The sequence below is a fragment of the Candidatus Sphingomonas colombiensis genome, from assembly GCA_029202845.1.
Taxonomy (GTDB): domain Bacteria; phylum Pseudomonadota; class Alphaproteobacteria; order Sphingomonadales; family Sphingomonadaceae; genus Sphingomonas; species Sphingomonas colombiensis.
On sequence record CP119315.1, the window covers coordinates 3561002 to 3579109 of the forward strand.

Annotated in this window: 14 protein-coding genes, 1 tRNA gene and 1 CRISPR repeat array; of the genes, 9 read left to right on the forward strand and 6 right to left on the reverse strand. The window is 62.9% G+C overall.

The features are described from left to right. The first annotated feature begins 107 nt into the window (after positions 1-107). The 4 genes from leuA to P0Y64_17425 all read left to right on the forward strand — a co-directional run bounded on the left by leuA (position 108) and on the right by P0Y64_17425 (position 3917). A complete protein-coding gene (gene leuA / locus P0Y64_17410) occupies positions 108-1766 on the forward strand; it encodes a 2-isopropylmalate synthase (GenBank protein ID WEK43089.1) in 1659 nt (552 codons plus the stop codon). Positions 1767-1909: 143 nt separating this feature from the next. Continuing rightward, positions 1910-3316: a M20/M25/M40 family metallo-hydrolase gene (locus P0Y64_17415; GenBank protein WEK43090.1), complete on the forward strand. Its 1407-nt coding sequence runs from the start codon at positions 1910-1912 to the stop codon at positions 3314-3316. Positions 3317-3451: 135 nt separating this feature from the next. Further along, positions 3452-3700, forward strand: a complete 249-nt coding sequence (locus tag P0Y64_17420) for a hypothetical protein (GenBank protein WEK43091.1) — start codon at positions 3452-3454, stop codon at positions 3698-3700. A gap of 141 nt (positions 3701-3841) precedes the next feature. Further along, positions 3842-3917: transfer RNA gene (locus P0Y64_17425), tRNA-Ile, on the forward strand. Positions 3918-3956: 39 nt separating this feature from the next. Here P0Y64_17425 and P0Y64_17430 read toward each other — a convergent pair. Then, a complete protein-coding gene (locus P0Y64_17430; GenBank protein ID WEK43092.1) occupies positions 3957-4220 on the reverse strand; it encodes a GlsB/YeaQ/YmgE family stress response membrane protein in 264 nt (87 codons plus the stop codon). A 149-nt stretch (positions 4221-4369) separates the two neighbouring features. Next, positions 4370-6151 (reverse strand): FAD-binding protein, encoded by a 1782-nt coding sequence (locus P0Y64_17435; GenBank protein WEK43093.1) that lies wholly within the window; start codon positions 6149-6151, stop codon positions 4370-4372. 65 nt (positions 6152-6216) lie between these two features. On the opposite strand from P0Y64_17435, the gene P0Y64_17440 reads away from it, so the two are divergent. Beyond that, on the forward strand, positions 6217-7119 hold the full coding sequence (locus P0Y64_17440; GenBank protein ID WEK43094.1) for a LytTR family DNA-binding domain-containing protein: 903 nt from the start codon (positions 6217-6219) through the stop codon (positions 7117-7119). 45 nt (positions 7120-7164) lie between these two features. On the opposite strand, the gene P0Y64_17445 is transcribed toward P0Y64_17440, so the two are convergent. From P0Y64_17445 to P0Y64_17455, 3 genes are all read right to left on the reverse strand, one after another. Beyond that, positions 7165-7878, reverse strand: coding sequence for an SDR family oxidoreductase (locus P0Y64_17445; protein ID WEK43095.1), 714 nt, complete (start codon positions 7876-7878; stop codon positions 7165-7167). 127 nt (positions 7879-8005) lie between these two features. Continuing rightward, a complete protein-coding gene (locus P0Y64_17450; protein ID WEK43096.1) occupies positions 8006-8656 on the reverse strand; it encodes a DsbA family protein in 651 nt (216 codons plus the stop codon). Beyond that, the gene (locus tag P0Y64_17455) at positions 8653-9456 is read right to left on the reverse strand and encodes a TlpA disulfide reductase family protein (GenBank protein ID WEK43097.1); all 804 of its coding nucleotides are present in this window, start codon (positions 9454-9456) and stop codon (positions 8653-8655) included. Before P0Y64_17455 ends, P0Y64_17450 begins: the two co-directional genes overlap by 4 nt. A gap of 89 nt (positions 9457-9545) precedes the next feature. Here P0Y64_17455 and P0Y64_17460 point away from each other — a divergent pair, with 89 nt between their 5' ends. Further along, a complete protein-coding gene (locus tag P0Y64_17460; GenBank protein WEK43098.1) occupies positions 9546-10202 on the forward strand; it encodes a DsbA family protein in 657 nt (218 codons plus the stop codon). Positions 10203-10242: 40 nt separating this feature from the next. On the opposite strand, the gene P0Y64_17465 is transcribed toward P0Y64_17460, so the two are convergent. Beyond that, on the reverse strand, positions 10243-11376 hold the full coding sequence (locus P0Y64_17465; protein WEK43099.1) for a VacJ family lipoprotein: 1134 nt from the start codon (positions 11374-11376) through the stop codon (positions 10243-10245). A gap of 815 nt (positions 11377-12191) precedes the next feature. Here P0Y64_17465 and cas9 point away from each other — a divergent pair. The 3 genes from cas9 to cas2 are packed head-to-tail and all read left to right on the forward strand — an operon-like array spanning position 12192 to position 16795. Next, positions 12192-15515 (forward strand): type II CRISPR RNA-guided endonuclease Cas9, encoded by a 3324-nt coding sequence (gene cas9 / locus P0Y64_17470; GenBank protein ID WEK43100.1) that lies wholly within the window; start codon positions 12192-12194, stop codon positions 15513-15515. A 21-nt stretch (positions 15516-15536) separates the two neighbouring features. Next, the gene (gene cas1 / locus P0Y64_17475) at positions 15537-16460 is read left to right on the forward strand and encodes a type II CRISPR-associated endonuclease Cas1 (protein ID WEK43101.1); all 924 of its coding nucleotides are present in this window, start codon (positions 15537-15539) and stop codon (positions 16458-16460) included. A gap of 44 nt (positions 16461-16504) precedes the next feature. After that, positions 16505-16795 (forward strand): CRISPR-associated endonuclease Cas2, encoded by a 291-nt coding sequence (gene cas2 / locus P0Y64_17480; protein ID WEK43102.1) that lies wholly within the window; start codon positions 16505-16507, stop codon positions 16793-16795. A 71-nt stretch (positions 16796-16866) separates the two neighbouring features. Next, positions 16867-18090: a CRISPR direct-repeat array (repeat unit 36 nt; unit sequence ATCTTAGCCGCTCAGAGATCGCGGTCCAGCGGCAAC). Positions 18091-18108 lie beyond the last annotated feature (18 nt).

The following is an 18108-nucleotide window of genomic DNA, read 5'->3' on the forward strand; positions in this document are numbered from 1 at the left end:
GACTTACGCGCCCTTAGGCGCGAACTTTGCCGCGTGGGTTTCCCACGCCGACGCGCCTAAGGGCCAAGCCGAACGACCCAATAGCCTCCCTGCAAAAGAGAGCCGTCATGCTGCGCGATCCGTCCACGAAATACCGCCCCTTCCCGACCATCGACATCGCCGATCGAACCTGGCCGTCGAAAACCATCACCCGCGCGCCGCGCTGGCTCTCCACCGATCTGCGTGACGGCAATCAGGCGCTGATCGACCCGATGGACGCGGAGAAGAAGACGCGCTTCTTCGATCTGCTGGTGAAGGTTGGGATCAAGGAGATCGAGGTCGGTTTTCCCAGCGCCGGCGCGACCGAATTCGATTTCATCTCCGGGCTGGTCACCACCGGCCATGTGCCGGACGACGTGGCGATCCAGGTGCTCACCCAATCGCGCCGCGACCTGATCGAAACCAGCTTCCAGAGCCTGAAGGGCGCGAAACAGGCGATCGTCCACCTCTACAACGCCGTATCCCCGGCGTGGCGCAAGATCGTGTTCGGCATGTCGCGCGAAGAGGTGCGCCAGATCGCGATCGAGGGCGCCAAGGTGCTGCGGGATGAAGCCGCCAAGCAGCCGGACACCAAATGGATATTCGAATATAGCCCGGAAACCTTCTCCACCGCGGAGCTGGATTTCTCGGTCGAAGTATGCGCGGCGGTGATGGATATCCTGCGCCCGACGCCGGAAAATCCGATCATCTTCAATCTGCCCGCGACGGTCGAATGCGCGACGCCCAACATCTATGCCGATCAGATCGAATGGTTTGGCCGCAACATCCCGAACCGCGACAGCGTGGTGATTTCGCTCCACACGCATAACGATCGCGGCACCGGCGTTGCGGCGGCGGAACTGGGGCTGATGGCGGGCGCCGATCGCGTCGAGGGCTGCCTGCTGGGCAATGGCGAGCGCACCGGCAATTGCGATCTCGTGACCGTCGCGCTCAACATGTACACCCAGGGCGTCGATCCCCGGCTCGATCTGTCGGATATCGATGCGATCGTGAAGACGGTGGAATATGCCACCAATATTCCGGTCCACCCGCGCACGCCTTATGCCGGCGATCTGGTGTTCACCGCGTTTTCCGGCAGCCATCAGGATGCGATCAAGAAGGGCTTCGCGGCACAGAGCGCGCGCAACGACGATCTGTGGGAAGTCCCCTATCTGCCGATCGATCCGGCCGATCTTGGCCGCAGCTACGAGGCGGTGATCCGCGTCAACTCGCAATCCGGCAAGGGCGGCGTTGCCTGGGTGATCGAGCAGGACAAGGGGCTGAAGCTGCCCAAGCGGATGCAGGCCGATTTCAGCCGCGTCGTGCAGGCGCTGGCGGACGAGACGAGCCGTGAGTTGAACGCCGCCGATATCTGGGGCGCGTTCGAGCGCACTTATCTGCCGGAAGCGAAGGACCGTTTCGTCCTGCGCGATTACGAGGAAACCGGCGCAGTGGGCGATCGGCGCTTCGTGGGGCGTGTCGCGATCGATGGCGAGGAACGCTCGCTCTCCGGGCGCGGCAACGGGCTGATCTCCGGCGTGATCGCCGCGCTGGCCGAATCGACCGGGCCGGATCTCGAGGTGGTCGATTACAGCGAGCACGCCATCGGCCATGGCGCGGATGCGCAGGCGGCAACCTATCTCGAATGCCGCACGGCGGACGGGCGCATTATATGGGGCGTCGGCATCGATTCAGACATCGCCACCGCCAGCGTTCGCGCCGTGCTGAGCGCGGCGAATCGGGCCTGACACCCGGCTTCGTTGTCGATCGGGCGAAACCCCGTTTAGTCGCGCCGGCCCTCCAGCCGGCCGGCTCGCGGGGAGCCCCACGGCAGAGATAGTTGCAATCGTCACCGCTTGCGGGAGGCTATTTACCGCCTTACGCCAGTGGGATGACAAACCGTTTTCTCGCTGCCGTGCTGGCGCTCACCCTTCCCTTCCCCGCCGTCGCGCAGCGCGCCGTGCCGACCGTCCCGGCGACGGTCGATCCTGCCGTCGCGAGCCTGCGGGATGCCGCGCTCAAGGATGATATCGCTTATGATATCGTCGAAGGGCTGACGACCGAAGTCGGTGCCCGCCTCGCCGGCACCGAGGGAGAGGCGCGCGCGCGGAGCTGGTCCGTCGCCAAACTGAAATCGCTTGGTTTTCAGAATGTTCGGATCGAAACCTATCGCATGCCTGTATGGGTGCGCGGCGAGGAACGCGCTGAAATAACCGCCCCCTTTCCGCAAAAGCTGGTGCTGACCGCGCTTGGCAATTCGGCCGCGACGCCAGCGGCGGGCCTCACGGCGGAAGTTGCGGTATTCAAGACCTTTGGCGATTTCATGAACGCGCCGGACAGCGCCGTGAAGGGCAAGATCGTTTACGTCGGCAACGCGATGGCGCCCACGCAGGACGGATCGAGCTACGGCCAGGCCGGCGTCGCGCGGTTCGCAGGCCCCGGAATCGCGGCGGCCCGGGGCGCTGCGGCGATGGTGATTCGCTCGATCGGCACCGATACGCATCGCACACCGCATACCGGCGTCACCAACTTCCCCGAAGGCGTTAAGGCGATCCCCGCCGCCGCGCTCTCCGTTCCCGACGCAAAGCTGATCGAGGCGATGGCCGCACGCGGCAAGCCGCTGACGATGAAACTCGTGCTCACGCCGCGCCAGATCGGCGAGCAGGAATCGGGCAACGTCATCGCCGAGGTGCCGGGCAGCGATCCTAGCGCGGGCATCGTGCTGATCGGCGGCCATCTCGATAGCTGGGATCTCGCGACCGGGGCGATCGACGATGCGTCGGGAGTGGCCATCACCGCCGCGGCAGCGAAGCGCATCATGGATACGGGGCGTCAGCCTCGTCGAACCATCCGGGTCGTCTGGTTCGGATCGGAAGAGGTCGGCGGCTTCGGCGCACGCGATTATGCGCGTCGGCACGGCACTGAACAGCATGTAATCGCGGCCGAAAGCGATCTCGGCGCGGATCGCATCTGGCGCTTCGAGGCGTCGCTGCCCGATAGCGCGCGAGCGGTGGGCGATCGCCTCGCGAGTGCGCTGGCCCCGCTGGGCATCGTTCATGGCCGCGGCGAAGGCGGTGACGGCGCGGATATCGCCCCGATCATTGCCAAGGGCGTGGCGGGAATCGACTTCAATCAGTCCGCCCTGCACTATTTTGACACACATCATACCGCCGACGACACGCTCGATCGCGTCGATCCGGAAGCACTTCGACAGAATGTCGCGGCATGGACTGCGATGCTCGCGATAGTCGCCAATGCCCCTGAGGAAATCGGCCCGGTGACGCGCAAACCTCGGTGAAAAATGGCCATTCAACCCGTCGCATCATGTCTATTTCGTGAATTTCCTCATTGACCCACCGAAACGGTTCGGTATTTCGGTGTTTCGCGACGGCGAGGGTCGGCCGCGATGATTGCTATGCTTGGGAGCATCCGAATGAAGAAGTTTGCCTTTATTCTTGCTGCCGCCGGCCTGATGTCCGTTGCGGCCTGCTCGAAGCCGGAAACGCCTGCTGAGAACAACGCCGACATGCTGGCGGACAATCTGCAGAGCGCTGCGGACAACCTGGACGCGGTTGCGGACAACACCTCGAATGCCGTCGCTTCGGACGCGCTGTCGAACGCCGCGGACAACCTGAACGCGACTGCCGACAACGTTCGTGACGCAGCTACGAACGCACATTGATCGCCTGATGGGCCTTCGGGTCCACAGCGCTTGATGTATGGAAAAGGGGTGCTCCTTCGGGAACGCCCCTTTTTCTTTGCCTTTCCTACGTCGTCTTGGTCTTGCGTCAGAAAACCGCGCTGCTAGTCACAAGCGCCACGTGGGCCTGTAGCTCAATGGTTAGAGCTGGCCGCTCATAACGGCTAGGTTGCGGGTTCGAGTCCTGCCGGGCCCACCAAACTCCCCCCGCCGCCGGCAGGGGGAGAAGATCGACGGATCAGCGCACCGCGCCGCGTCGCACCAGATTATATACCGCCAGCAACACCACCGCGCCGAGAAAGGCGACGAGCAGCGTCATCGGATCGAACGGATTCGCGGTCAGGTGGCTGTTGTGTGAAAGGGCCCCGAACAGGAACCGCCCGACGATCGACCCGACGCAGCCGATCAGCACGTTCCAGATGATCCCTCCCTGGTCGCGCATCACCATTCCGGCGACCCAACCGATGATGCCTCCCACGATCAACGCGATGATTAGGTGCATGGCAAATCCTTCCCCTAGTTCATTGTCGCTCCCGGGAAGGAGAGATTGCGCGCTTTCAATAGGACGCACCACAGGTTTTTTCGGGGCAGGTCAGACGCCTGGGCCCAATGCTTTCGGGATGCGCTCATCGCCTGCGTGACCGTGGCCGTTCAAGAACCGACGCCATGATGCACCCGGAACATGTTGCCAGGATCGTAGCGCCGCTTGATCGCCAGCAGGCGCGGATAGTTCACCCCCCAGAACGCCTCGCTCCAGCGTGGGTGAAAATAATCCGTCTCCGATACATAAGACGCCGGCGGCCCGCTGATCGCCTCCAGCGGAGCGAAGGCCGCCTTCATCGCCGATGCGGCTTTCCGGCCGCCGGCAAGATCGGGCTCGTGTCCGGCGATACCCGGGTAGGCCGGCCCCTGCCCGTCCGCGACGATCGCCAGCGCGAAGGCATCCAGCAGGCGCGGATTGGTCGCGGTGTCGGCACAGGCCGCGCGCACCTCAGGCGTGGCGCCGGCAATCCCCTTGTTGAAATGCAGCGTGACGCCCGATCGCGCCGCCGCCTCCAGCAGTGCCGCGACCAGCCGATCGCTGTTTCCCGGCCCGAGCAGGGACGTTGGCAGCCAGGTCGAATGATAGCCATCAATCACCCAGCCAGCCTCATCGACGTTCTGCGCCCAAAAAGCGTCTCGCGGACGCGCGCCGGGGCGATCGTCGTGTCGAATCACGTCCGGTAACGTTCTGAGGAAATCCGGATCCCACATCCGCTGCGCCGGGAAGGCGGCGATCATCGGCGTGCTCACCGCATAATCCGACGAGCGCGCGCGCAAGCCCGAAAGGAACGGCCGCCACACCTCCTCAGCTTGTGCCGAGGTAAGCCCGGAGAATAGCATGCGCACCACAAGCCGCCGCCCCCGAAAACCGATCTGTTCGCCCCAATCAGGATTGAACAGCGACGAACGGTAGAATTCCACCACGCGCGCCACCAGTTCGCGCCAGGCCACATCGGATTTCGCGCTCACATCGAACATCACCGCGCCGAAGGTCGACGGCAATTCGTGGGTACGCAGCGTCAGACGGGTGACGATCCCGAATGTGCCCCCGCCGCCACCCTTCAGCGCCCAGAAGAGATTGGCGTTGCGATGCGCGTTGGCGATGCGGATATTCCCGTCCGCAGTAACGATCTCCGCCTCGATCAACCCGGCAGCGCCAGTGCCATAGCGTTTGGAAAAACTACCGAAGCCGCCGCCTTGCACCAGCCCGGCAACGCCAACCGTCATGCAGCCGCCGCCCTGAACATAGCGCCCGCCGCGTGTCGTCACTGCGTCATAGGTGCGCCCCCACATCGCCCCCGCGCCAACAGAAACGGCGGCCTGCGGTATCGCTCCAGCCGGAGCCCCCACCGGCACGAAGGCATCGTGAAGCTCGATAGCGTCCATCTGGCGTGTCCAGACGAGCAACGAGTCCGGCGCGTTCGATCCACCGATATAGCTATGCCCGCCGCCCTTCACGACGAGGCGCACCCCGGTGCGCCGCGCAAAATCGACAGCGGCGGCAACGTCGGCGGCGGATGTCGCGGCAACGGCATATGCGCTCGGCTGCGAGGTCCAGCCGTCCGTCCAGCCCAGTGTCTGCGTCAGCGCCGGGTTGTCGCCGATGAAATAGGGGTTGCGCAGATTGCGGAACAATTCCGCCGTCGCCGGGTCGCCCGGCCGCGATCGCGCTTCCACCAGCGGCGACCGGACGAGGGACAATCGACCTTGCACCTTTTTGGCGAGCCCCTCCCATTGCTTGGGCGCGGGCCATGCCGGCGAACCCGGACGGGGCGCGACAGGTTGCATCGCGCCAATCGCTCGTGCGGCTCCCCCCGCAGCGATGCTCAAGCCGAGCGAGGCTCCGATCAGCGTCCGCCTGTTCAACCCGCGCTCGAAAAACCTGTCCATCTGTCGATCCCTTATTTGCGTCCGGGTATCTTTCGGTCGCCGGCCGACCGCGCCATAGAAGCGGGATGGCCGGGGATGCGGATGGTATGAACGGCAGTCAGGGTGGGACGCCCGGCGCCTCTGCGGTGACGAACGGCGTGCCCGCGTTCGGATATATCGCAGCCGCCGTCGGCACTTTCCTCGTCACCAGCATGAATGTCTGGTCGGGGCTGGACGGCCGGCATGGCAACGACTGGCGGATCGCGGTTTATGAATATACCAGCACCGTCGTCATTTTCGCGCTGCTGTGGCCGCTGGGCTGGCTTCTGCGGCGCGTGCTGGCGAATTGGCCGGAGCGCAAAACAATCGCTGCGGGGCTGCTGATAGCGGGCTTATTGCCGTTCGCGCTGGCCCATGTGTGGGGGTTCGTCGCGCTGCGAACGGTTATCTTCGCCGCCTTCGGCCTGCACTATAGCTTCGATGGACTGGAAGGCTGGGCCTTCGAATTTCCGAAGGAGATCGCGGTTTACGCGATATTGGTCTCCGTGCTCGGCGCGACGAGCGTATTGGCGCGCAGGCCGACAGCAAGCGGCGCGCCGTCTCCCGTCGAGCAACGCGTCGTCCTGCGCGAGGGCGGCCGTGTGATCCATGTCCGTCCGATCGACATTGCGGCGGTATCATCGGCTGGAAATTACGTGGAATATCATCTGATAGATGGTCGCAAGCCACTCATCCGCGCGACCTTGTCCGCGTGCGAGCGCGAGTTGCTCCCCGCCGGTTTCGTGCGGGTCCACCGTTCCTGGCTGGTCAATAGCCGGCTTATCCGAGAGATCGAACCCGCCGGCAGCGGCGACCGGCGCTTATTCCTTGCCGGAGGCGTGGAGGCCCCGCTCTCGCGTCGCTTCACCGATCGTTTCAACGCTGCGTTGGCCGACGCGCATCGATCGCCGGATACGGGCGATGCTGAGAAGGCTCCCCTTCCGCTTTAGAGCGCCTCACCCATCGCGTGGATCGGGAAGCGCGAGGTGGTAAGCTCAAGCCAGCGTCAAGCCGCCATCGATATCGATGATGGCCCCGGTCAAATATGTGTTCACCGCACAGGCCAATATCTGAAAGGCCACCTCCTCTGGTCGCCCGACGCGCGTCATCGGCGGATTGGCTGGCTGACCACTTCTCTGCCGCGCCGCGCGCAGCATCGGGGTATCGACGAGACCGGGCGAGATGCAATTAACGCGGATCGGCGCGAATTCGGCAGCCAACACCTTGGTTAGCGCTTCGATCGCAGCGCTGGCCGCTGCCACTGGTCCCCGGCCGGCGCGCGGCCGGCGAGCGGCGGCACCGGAGATCAGCGTCAATGATCCCTCTTCGCTGATGCGGGCGAATTTCGCGATCAGGTACGGCCCCCAGAATTTGGAGGCGAAGGTCGCGTAAGCCGTTTCAATCGGCAATTCGCGAACTGGGCCGGCGCTGATCGCGGCTGCGGTAACGATGACGTGATCGAACGGCTCGTTCGCGGCAAAAAACGCGGCGATCTGATCGGCGTCGGTCATATCCAATGGTGTGCCCATCGCCGCATTGCCGATTAGCGCGATGGCAGCGGTCAGCCGGTCAGCATCGCGCCCGGCGATCGTCACCCGGCCGCCAAGCGACGCCGCGGCTTGCGCGACAGCGAGCCCGATCCCCGAGCTGCCCCCAACTACCAGCAATCGTTGCCCGGCAAGGCTGGAAAAGGTTGGTGATCGCTCCATCGCGCATTCTGCTCCTCGCCAATTGCGGCACGATAGCAGAGGCAATCGCACCTACGCCAAGCATCTGTGAACATGGTGATAATTATCAAATAGCGCGCGCTCGACGCTCTGTTTGTCTCGGCGGCCGCTACATCCCGTTCGCCGGATCGCCGGTCGGGTTCGCACGCGCCATCGCCACCACCTTTTTGAAGGTCGCCAGATCGAGCGCGCCGGGAATGAGATAGGGCCCGATCAGAAAGCCCGGCGTGCCGCGCAGATTCATCGCCGCCGCCTGCCGCCGCGTGCGATCGAGCAATGCGTCGATCTCCGCGCCGTGGGTCTTCAGATCCTGCTGCAAGCGCACCCAGTTCACGCCCGCCTTTTCGGCCGCCGCGCGAATGGTCTGATCGTCGAGCTTGCCCGATGTCTGCAACAGCGCGTCATGGAAAGCGATGTATTTGCCCTGATATTTGGAAGCGGTAGCGAGCCGGGCGGCAAGCGTCGAGGTTTCGCCAAGAACCGGCCAGTCGCGATAGACCACCCGGATTTTACCATCGCTCGCCAGCAGCGCGGCAAGCACAGACTGCGAACGGCGGCAAAATGGGCATTGATAATCGGAATATTCGACGATCGTGACGTCATAACTTTTCGGGGTAAGGCTTGGCACGGCGGGATCGTCGGTGATCGTCCGGCGCGCCGCAGCCACGCGCTCTGCCTGCGATGCCTGCATCGCGTCGGCCGTACCGACCGATAGTCCGATCACGCCGAATAGAAACGCGAACCGCCGCGTTGTCCTCAAGATGATTTCCCCTCAAGCTTGGCGATCTCCGTCATCAGCGCGGCACGCGAAATTTCGCCGATATGGCGTTCGCGAACCTTGCCCCGAGCATCGACGAAGATGGTGGCAGGCAACGCCGGAGACCGAATGGCGGCTCCGATGCTGGCGGCAGGATCGCGCAATACGGCGCCATGCGCAAGGTGGTGGTCGGCAAGGAAGCGCCGAATATCGCCCGCATCCTCTCCCTGATTGACGAGAAGGATGGGGACCGACGAGCGCGACGCGACATCAATCACCATCGGCATCTCGCGCCGGCATGGCGGGCACCAGCTCGCCCACAGGTTGATCACTAGGGGACGGCCACGCAGCTCATCCAGCCGCATCGGCTTTCCGTCCATCGTCTCCACCTGCAAACCGGATGGCAGCGGCCGCGGCGGGGTCGCAAGCAACGACTGGGCCCCGAGCCACGCCAGCGCGACAACAACCGGCACAGCGGCGAGCATGGCGGATTTGCGCCATGGCGCTGCCCGCCAGCCGAGCACCAGCGCGGCGGCGATCACGCCGGGCCAAAGCGTAAAGCCGCCCTGCCACAGCGCCAACGCGCTCCATGGCTCGGCCGCATAAGCGGCGCGATGGATGAGGACATAGACCAGCCGAGACACCACAATACCGAGCACCAACGCCCGCGAGATGCGCGCCGGGCGAAGCCGCAACGCGTCCGCGAGCAGCGTCGCCACGGTGACGAACACCATGATCGCGATCGTCGCGATCAAACGATCGACTGAAAGCGCCAGAAAACCCAGTTGAATGGTTTCGTCCATGTTCCTCGCGATCTTTGCGGTGCCGGGCGGCCTTAGCCTGCACTGTCGCGATAGGGTAACAGGCGATTTGGCATCCAATGGGAAAGCGCGTGAAACCGGCAATCAAGCGACGGGATTTGTTCAGCCTTTTGGCGCTGGTAGGGGTCGCCGGCGGTGCCAGTCTGTGGCTGCGGCAGACCGCGCCGATCGGGCGCGACGTCTCGCGCAACCATGCCGCGCAAACCGTGCTGCGCGACGAAGCATGGCCACAGGGCGGGCCGTCCGACGCCAATCTCACGGTGGTGGTTTTCACCGACTATCAATGCCCGGCCTGTCGTCGCGCCGAGCCTGCACTGCGCGAGGCGATGGAGCGGGACGGGCAGGTGCGGATCATCTATCGCGATTGGCCGATATTCGGTCCGCGATCGACGCTTGCCGCTCGTGCGGCGCTGGCGGCCAGCTATCAGGGGAAATATGAGCTATTCCACCGCGCCCTGATGGCGGAACCGTGGGTGCTGGACGATGCGACGGTTCGCACGGTGGCGGCAAGCGCCGGTGTCTCGGTGCCAAGGCTGGAGCGCGATCTCGCTACGCACCGGGACGAAATCACCGCCGCCCTCGCACGCACGCGCCGCGACGCGTTCTTGCTGGGGGTGTCGGGAACGCCGGGCTACCTGATCGGCGCGCTTCTGGTCGACGGCGCGCAGAGCGCATCGCGTTTCACAAGCGCCTTTCGTGAGGCGCGCCGATTGCAAATCACCGGCTGATCGCAATTGTCGGGGCCAGCCGCACGAATTTGCGCCCCCCTCAGTTCGGTTGGTCTCGCGGCGTATCGGCTGGCCGCTCCGGGGTTGAGGCAGGCTTCTCCTCCTCGGCCGGCGGCTCCATGACACGCTCCTTCACCGTCACCGGAGCGGTTGGCGCTTCCGACATCGGGCTGGAATTCTTCGGCGCCCTCCCCTTCAGCTCGTCGATCTCATTCTGGCGCCGCTGCAGATAGAAATCGCGCGAGCGGGCATATGGATCGGCCTGCCCATCGTGAAGCTGATGCAGCGTCTCATCGAATTCGGCGCGATGATCGAGCGTGCCCAATACGGCGAACGGCACCGAGAATTCAGGCTTGGTAATCCGCTTGCCATACACGAACGGGAACAGAAGCCGATCGAGCGCGCCACCGATCAAGTCGCGCGGCGTCGTCGGGCCAACGATCGGCAGGAACAGGAACGGGCCTGATTTGATGCCATAAAATCCGAAGGTATTGGCAAAACCATTGCTGCGCCGCCGCCATTTGAAAGGCTTGCGCTTCGCCATATCGAAAACGCCCGCCACCCCGACTGTGGTGTTGACCGCGAAGCGGCCGGCGGTCTCAAGCGCGCGCCCGATTTTGAGCTGGAGCACGAAATTCAGGAAAACGACTGGCTCGCGCAGATTGTAGAGGAAATTGTGCACGCCATCGCGGACCGGCTTCGGCACCGCATCCTTATAGGCCAGCGCAATCGGCCCGATCAGCGCCTTGTCGACCGCCTGCGTCGCCTCGAACGCCTTCAAATTGACGCCGAGCAGCGGATCGGGTGCCTCCCATTCGCCGCGGCCGGTGACGACGATATCGCGCGGATGGGTCTCGCCACCATGCACGGCAGCCTGCGCGGCGGCTGGAGACGGCTCCGCAGCGGGATCGCCGGCCGGTGCGACTGTTTCGGCATCGCTTGGTTCCGCGGCTGCCGGAGGCGCTAGCGCAAGCGGTTGCACGCCCATGGGAGCAGCGAGATCGACAGACGCGATCTGTCTCGAATCGCCCGATCTTCCGGGATCGACCGAACAATTCACATCATCCGCAAGGCCTTCGGGACAACGATTCTGCGCGAAGGCCGGGCTATTCGTAAACGCCAGAATGCCGGCCACCGCCAGAATCACGGGCCGGCGATTTCGGTATTTACGCATCCAGTCCCCCTGCCGCCCCGCGTTCGCCCGGCGGCGTGCCCGTAGCATATGCTTTAGTGAGGGTGCAGAAATTTAATTCCGCCGGCGCGGTTGCAGATGTCTTGGCTAGTCTGAAGCTGTCTTGCCATCACAAGATGCGCGTGACGAAAGCAGCAGTCGCGTCGAGCGAGGGCAGCCAACAGAATTTCGCGCCGCAACATGGCCGCTTCGTGCGGCAGCGTCTGCTTTTGGTGACCGAAGCGCGAATTTCATGCGCCTTCAGCACATCCCCGCCGCCTATGGCGGGGATGGTGACCCCTACGGGAGGGGGTGGAATTTATAAAAACAACACTAATACAATGCTTTATAGGCCGCGCCTGCGCGTTGTCAAAGCGCCAAATGGACCATTGAAATGGACCACTCGGAATCAGGCTCTACCGAGGTAGCATCGTATCCATTCGTTGAATTATTCGTGCCGATCGGCGCCCAATGCCGAGACCGATTCACAGAGGACTGGCCTCGCAAAAACTTGACAGCCCGTCGGTGCCGTCAGCCCTATCGGCACACTCCCATGAATTTACGAAGAGACCGATCCACCGGGTAAATTGGTTCGACCAAGCAACTATAAAAAAGGCGACGCCGAAGCGTCGCCCTTATCTGGTGCGTACTGACACTTGTTAACTGCCAGACCGCGATCTCTGAGCGGTTGTACTGAGCGACTAAGATGAATTGGTCAACACTGTTTTTTCAGTTCGAATTCATTTCGGAGACGATTTTAACTTGACCGAAACGGGCGATGCTGGATCACTTGAGGATCCATATAAGATGGGGGAAGAATGGTTCAAAAAAGCAACCGACCCTGGCGCCTTGGTGCCGATCTCGGCGCGAACTCGCTCGGCTGGGCGGCGATCGAACTGAGCGCGCCCGTCAACGGCAAACCCATCTCCATCCTCGCTGCCGGATCCCGCATCTTCAGTGATGGCCGCGATCCCAAGTCCGGCGCGTCGCTCGCAGCGGATCGCCGCGATGCGCGGGCGATGCGGCGACGGCGGGACCGGTTTCAGCAGCGGCGAAAAGCGCTGATCAAATATCTGATCGCCGACAACCTGTTCCCCGCCGACGAGGAGGCGCGAACAGCCATGGCCGCGATCGACCCCTATGCCGTGCGGGCGCGGGCGCTAGATGAACCCCTCTCGCTGCCAGAACTGGGGCGTGCGCTGTTCCACCTCAACCAGCGGCGCGGCTTCAAATCGAACCGCAAGGCCGACCGCAAGGCAGACGATGACGCTGGCAAGATCGCAGTCGGCATCGACCGGACACGCGACGCCATTCGGCAGGCCGAGGAGGAAGCGGGCGCGGAACCCGGCAGCTGGACTTATGGCAAATGGCTGTACGTACGGCGCGCCAGCGCCGCTGACGCCAACGCCATCCCTAGCGTACGAACCCGGCTGCGCCCCGAAAGCGGCGAGAATGCCAAGGGCGACGGCTATGATTTTTATCCCGGCCGCGCGCTGATGGAGGAAGAATTCGACGCTATTTGGGAAGCGCAGGCGCCGCATCATCCCGAAGTACTGACGAACGCGGTCCACGACAGGCTGCATGAGATCATCTTCTACCAGCGACCGTTGAAAGCCCCGCGGATAGGCATGTGCACGCTGATCGCGAATGACGAGCGCCTGCCCAAGGCGCATCCGCTGTTCCAGCGCCGCCGCCTGCTGGAGGAACTAAATGCACTCATGATCGTGCGGTCGGGCGAAATGGCGCAGCGGCTGACGCGGGAAGAGCGGGATATCCTGCTCCTGAAGTTGAAGGACAAGGGCAAGGTAAGTTTCGCCAGCCTGCGTAAGACCTTGAAACTCGATCCCGACGCCCGATTCAACAAGGAAAGCGAGAATCGCCCCGAGCTGAAAGGGGATGAAGTTGCCGCTGTAATGGGTGCGAAGACCCGCTTCGGCAATCGCTGGGTCCATCTGGCGATCGAGGAGCAATGGGATGTCATCGCGCGGCTGGAAACGGTCGAAAGCGATGCCGAGGACGCCGCCTTCCGCGCCTGGCTGGTCGACATCCATAATCTGACGCCGGAGCAGGCGCGTGCCGTCGCCAATGCGCCCTTACCGCAGGGCTATGGCCGTTTCGGCGAGGGCGCGACCCGCCGGCTGATCGAGGCGCTGCGCGGCGGCGAAAAGGACGGGCGCGTGCTCGTCTATAGCGAGGCGGTAATCGCGGCAGGTTTTGGCCATCATAGCGACCTACGCACCGGCGAAATTTTCGAGGACACGCAAGGGCGCCCGCAGCTTCCCTATTATGGCGTGGCGCTGGAGCGGCACATCATGCCGGGCACGGGCGATCCATCCCATCCGGAGGAAATGCGGGTCGGCCGCCTAACCAATCCGACCGTCCATATCGGGCTGAACCAGTTGCGCCGTATCGTCAATACGCTGATCCGCGCTTATGGTCCGCCCGCGGAGATCGCAATCGAACTGGCGCGGGAACTCAAGCTGACCGACGAAGACAAGAAGCGGATAAACAAGGAGAATAATGAAAACCGGCTGGCAGCCGAGAAACGCTCGGAGAAGCTGCTGGGGATCGGCAAGCCCGACACCGGCGCCAACCGCGCGCTGCTGAAGTTATGGGAAGAGCTTAATCCTGACAATGTGCTGGATCGGCGCTGCATCTATACGGGCCAGCAGATTTCAATCGACATGCTGTTTTCGGCGGCGGTCGAGGTTGATCATATCCTGCCCTTCACCGCGACGCTTGACGACAGCAACGGCAACAAGATCCTCTGCCTGCGCGAAGCCAATCGGGAGAAGGGCAAACAATCCCCTTATGAGGCATGGGGGCACAGTGCCCGTTGGGAGGAGATTGCAGCTCGCGCCGCGCAACTGCCGCGCAACAAACGCTGGCGCTTCGAGCCGGACGCGATGGACAAGTTCAGGGACGAAAGCGGCTTTCTGGCGCGCCATCTGGTCGATACCCAATATCTCGCCCGGCTGTCGCGTGAATATCTCGCTGCGCTCTATCCCGACAAAGGTGAAGGCACCGGAAAAATCTGGGTTTCACCCGGGCGGATGACCGAGATGGTGCGGCGCAAGGTGGGCCTTAACGACCTTTTGCCCGATCATAATTTCGGCGGCGGCGCGGATCAGGCCAAGAACCGGCTGGACCATCGCCACCATGCGATCGATGCGGTGGTGGTAGCCATCGTGGACCGTTCCATGTTGAACTCGATTTCCAGAGCGTCCGGTCAGGAAGGCATGGACGGACGCGAGCGGATCGAAATCCCCCCACCCTGGGAGAATTTCCGCAATGACCTACGCACGGCTGTGAACGCGATCACCGTCAGCCATCGCGCCGACCATGGCACAACCTCCAAGGCCGGACTACCTAAGGGGAGGGACGCGACCGCCGGTCGCCTGCATAATGATACGGCCTATGGCTTTACCGGGGAAACCGACACCAAGGGCAACAGTATCGTCGTGCGCCGCGTGCTATTGTCGAGCTTCAAGAAGCTTGCCGATCTGGAGCGCATCCGAGACCTCGAACTGAAGGCTGCGCTACACCGACATCTCGACGGCCTGGAGGGCAAGGCGTTCGAGAAGGCGGCTGCGGATTTCCCCAATATGCAATGGCACCCCTTTCGCGGCGTGCGGCGCGTGCGGGTGATCGAGCCGCTGAGTGTCATCCCAATAAAGGATCGTAATGGTCATATATACAAGGGTTATAAGGGCGATTCCAATTATCGCTATGATGTGTGGGAATTGTCGAACGGCAAATGGGTGAACGAAGTCGTCTCAATGTTCGAGGCTCATCGACCGGGTTGGCAATCCGCCATCCGGATCGCCAATCCGACCGCGCGCAAGATATTGAGCCTGCACCGCGACGACATGCTCGCGGTCGAACGGGACGGAGCCGAGCGCGAACTGGTGCGGGTCGTGAAATTTTCCGAAAAGCAGTTTGCGGTAGCCCCACCCCACGAGGGTGGCGCGCTCAAGGTGCGTGACGCGGATAAGGGCGATCCGTTCAAATATAGCTACCCGTCGCCCAATACGCTGAAGGCCTGGCGCGCACGGCAAGTCCGCATCGACGAGATTGGCCGTGTACTCGATCCCGGCTTTCCGGCCCGGACAGCACGCCGCAAGACGCGCAAATTACCCTGACGCACAGGTGGAGGCAGACCGATGGACCGGATCGTCGATATCGCTACCGATGGTCGCCATTTGTCCGCATATCGCGGCTTCCTCATTGTGTCGGAGGATAGCGCCGAAGTCGGCCGCGTGCCGTTGGACGATGTCGCAGCCGTCATCATCCATGCCCATGGCGTCACCTGGTCCACCAATTTGATCGTCGCACTGGCGCAGCGCGGCGCGGTGATGCTGCTTTGCGGCAGCAACCATGCACCGGTCGCCGTGTGCCTGCCGCTGGACGGGCACCATGCCCAGAACAGCCGGATGCGCGCGCAGTGGGAGGCGGGAAAACCCCTGTCCAAGCAATTATGGCGGCGGATTGTCATCGCCAAAATCCGCTGGCAGGCGGCGGTGCTAGACGCCAACGGCATTTCCGCCTCTGCCTTCGACCTGCTCGCCCGGCGCGTGGGATCTGGCGACCCGGACAATGTCGAGGCGCAGGCAGCGCGGCGTTACTGGCCGCTGCTGATGGGGGAAAAGTTTAGGCGCGATCGCAATGCGGACGATACCAATGCCCTGCTCAACTATGGCTATACGGTGCTACGCTCGCTGTGCGCGCGCGCTGTGGTCGCCTCCGGCCTGCACCCGTCGATTGGCGTGCATCATGCTAACCGGACCAATGCCTTTGCCCTAGCCGACGATCTGATCGAACCGTTTCGGCCGCTGGTAGATGCGCTCGCATTGCGTCTGGTCGCGCGCGGGATCGAGAGCGTCACGCCCGAAGCCAAGCGCGCCTTTGCCGGACTGATCGCGCTCGATCTGCCCGGCGCGGACGGCACGACCACCGTGGCGGGCGCGGCGAACCGAGCCGCCCAGAGTCTAGCACGCGCCTTCCAGAGCGGACAGGCGGCCGACATCCTTCTTCCCACACCCCCGTCCGCACTAGAATTGGCCGGACTCGATTCGCTGCTCTCATGAGCGCGAGCCAGCTAAGCGGATATCGACTGATGTGGATTTTCGTGATGTTCGACCTGCCCGTAACCACAAGGGAGCAGGCACGTGCGGCCACTAAATTCCGCAACTTTCTACTTGATGAAGGTTTTGAGAAGAGCCAATTTTCGGTCTATGCTCGTTTCTGCAACGGCAAGGAGCAGTTCGAAACCTATATGCGGCGGGTCGAGTCGAACCTGCCGGATCGTGGCGACGTTCACATCCTCAGCTTCACGGACCGCCAATATGAGAATATCGTACGATTTTCAGGGCAGCGCCGCGGGCGGAAACGCAAAAATCCGGACCAACTGGCGCTCTTCTAACGATTCGCGTGGTTTTTTCCGCGATAGATCAATCAATATTTTCTTTTTCTCAAATAAATACCGATCAATCTATCTTAGCCGCTCAGAGATCGCGGTCCAGCGGCAACCGTGCCTATGCCGCCATCAATCACATTGACATCTTAGCCGCTCAGAGATCGCGGTCCAGCGGCAACGTCTTGATCTCTTCGTGCAGCTTGGTCGGCATCTTAGCCGCTCAGAGATCGCGGTCCAGCGGCAACGACGAGCAACTGGCATCGTGTCGCGCATCGATCTTAGCCGCTCAGAGATCGCGGTCCAGCGGCAACTCAGGGTGTCGGGGCTTGGCCGAGGAAGGCATCTTAGCCGCTCAGAGATCGCGGTCCAGCGGCAACCGCGTCGCATTGGTGATCGCGGAGCAGGCGATCTTAGCCGCTCAGAGATCGCGGTCCAGCGGCAACTCAGAGAAATACGTGCCGAACGGCGTGCTGAATCTTAGCCGCTCAGAGATCGCGGTCCAGCGGCAACACGCCAAGCGCCGTTGCGCCCTGAAGTTTAATCTTAGCCGCTCAGAGATCGCGGTCCAGCGGCAACGCCGGGCGGCGCGGCCCGGCGGTCTAGGCTATCTTAGCCGCTCAGAGATCGCGGTCCAGCGGCAACTCGTTGGTCGCGGTCGCGCCGCGTATGGTATCTTAGCCGCTCAGAGATCGCGGTCCAGCGGCAACCCCAGCTTGAAGCTGGGCAGGTCGCCACTGATCTTAGCCGCTCAGAGATCGCGGTCCAGCGGCAACTCAAGCCACCTTCGCGATAATCCGCTCGACATCTTAGCCGCTCAGAGATCGCGGTCCAGCGGCAACCGAGCGAGGCGACTATGCACCATGCAACCGATCTTAGCCGCTCAGAGATCGCGGTCCAGCGGCAACACTATGCACCATGCAACCGCGAAAATAACTATCTTAGCCGCTCAGAGATCGCGGTCCAGCGGCAACGCTGACCGTGTTCGGCAAGAACGAAAAATCATCTTAGCCGCTCAGAGATCGCGGTCCAGCGGCAACGGTGCGCGTTCGATCAGAATGCCAGCCCCGATCTTAGCCGCTCAGAGATCGCGGTCCAGCGGCAACAGACGACGTGGATTGCCACGCGTGAAAAGCATCTTAGCCGCTCAGAGATCGCGGTCCAGCGGCAACATCGCGAACCCGTTCTCGCCCTGCGCCGCCATCTTAGCCGCTCAGAGATCGCGGTCCAGCGGCAACCTGACGGACCTCGGCAACGCAGAGCGGTTTATCTTAGCCGCTCAGAGATCGCGGTCCAGCGGCAACCGCTTACCACGGCACGCG

Coding starts and splice junctions, on each gene's coding strand:
- leuA (WEK43089.1), top strand. CDS start 108: ATGCTGCGCGATCCGTCCACGAAATACCGCCCCTTCCCGACCATCGAC.
- P0Y64_17415 (WEK43090.1), top strand. CDS start 1,910: ATGACAAACCGTTTTCTCGCTGCCGTGCTGGCGCTCACCCTTCCCTTC.
- P0Y64_17420 (WEK43091.1), top strand. CDS start 3,452: ATGAAGAAGTTTGCCTTTATTCTTGCTGCCGCCGGCCTGATGTCCGTT.
- P0Y64_17430 (WEK43092.1), bottom strand. CDS start 4,220: ATGCACCTAATCATCGCGTTGATCGTGGGAGGCATCATCGGTTGGGTC.
- P0Y64_17435 (WEK43093.1), bottom strand. CDS start 6,151: ATGGACAGGTTTTTCGAGCGCGGGTTGAACAGGCGGACGCTGATCGGA.
- P0Y64_17440 (WEK43094.1), top strand. CDS start 6,217: ATGGCCGGGGATGCGGATGGTATGAACGGCAGTCAGGGTGGGACGCCC.
- P0Y64_17445 (WEK43095.1), bottom strand. CDS start 7,878: ATGGAGCGATCACCAACCTTTTCCAGCCTTGCCGGGCAACGATTGCTG.
- P0Y64_17455 (WEK43097.1), bottom strand. CDS start 9,456: ATGGACGAAACCATTCAACTGGGTTTTCTGGCGCTTTCAGTCGATCGT.
- P0Y64_17465 (WEK43099.1), bottom strand. CDS start 11,376: ATGCGTAAATACCGAAATCGCCGGCCCGTGATTCTGGCGGTGGCCGGC.
- cas9 (WEK43100.1), top strand. CDS start 12,192: ATGGTTCAAAAAAGCAACCGACCCTGGCGCCTTGGTGCCGATCTCGGC.
- cas1 (WEK43101.1), top strand. CDS start 15,537: ATGGACCGGATCGTCGATATCGCTACCGATGGTCGCCATTTGTCCGCA.
- cas2 (WEK43102.1), top strand. CDS start 16,505: ATGTTCGACCTGCCCGTAACCACAAGGGAGCAGGCACGTGCGGCCACT.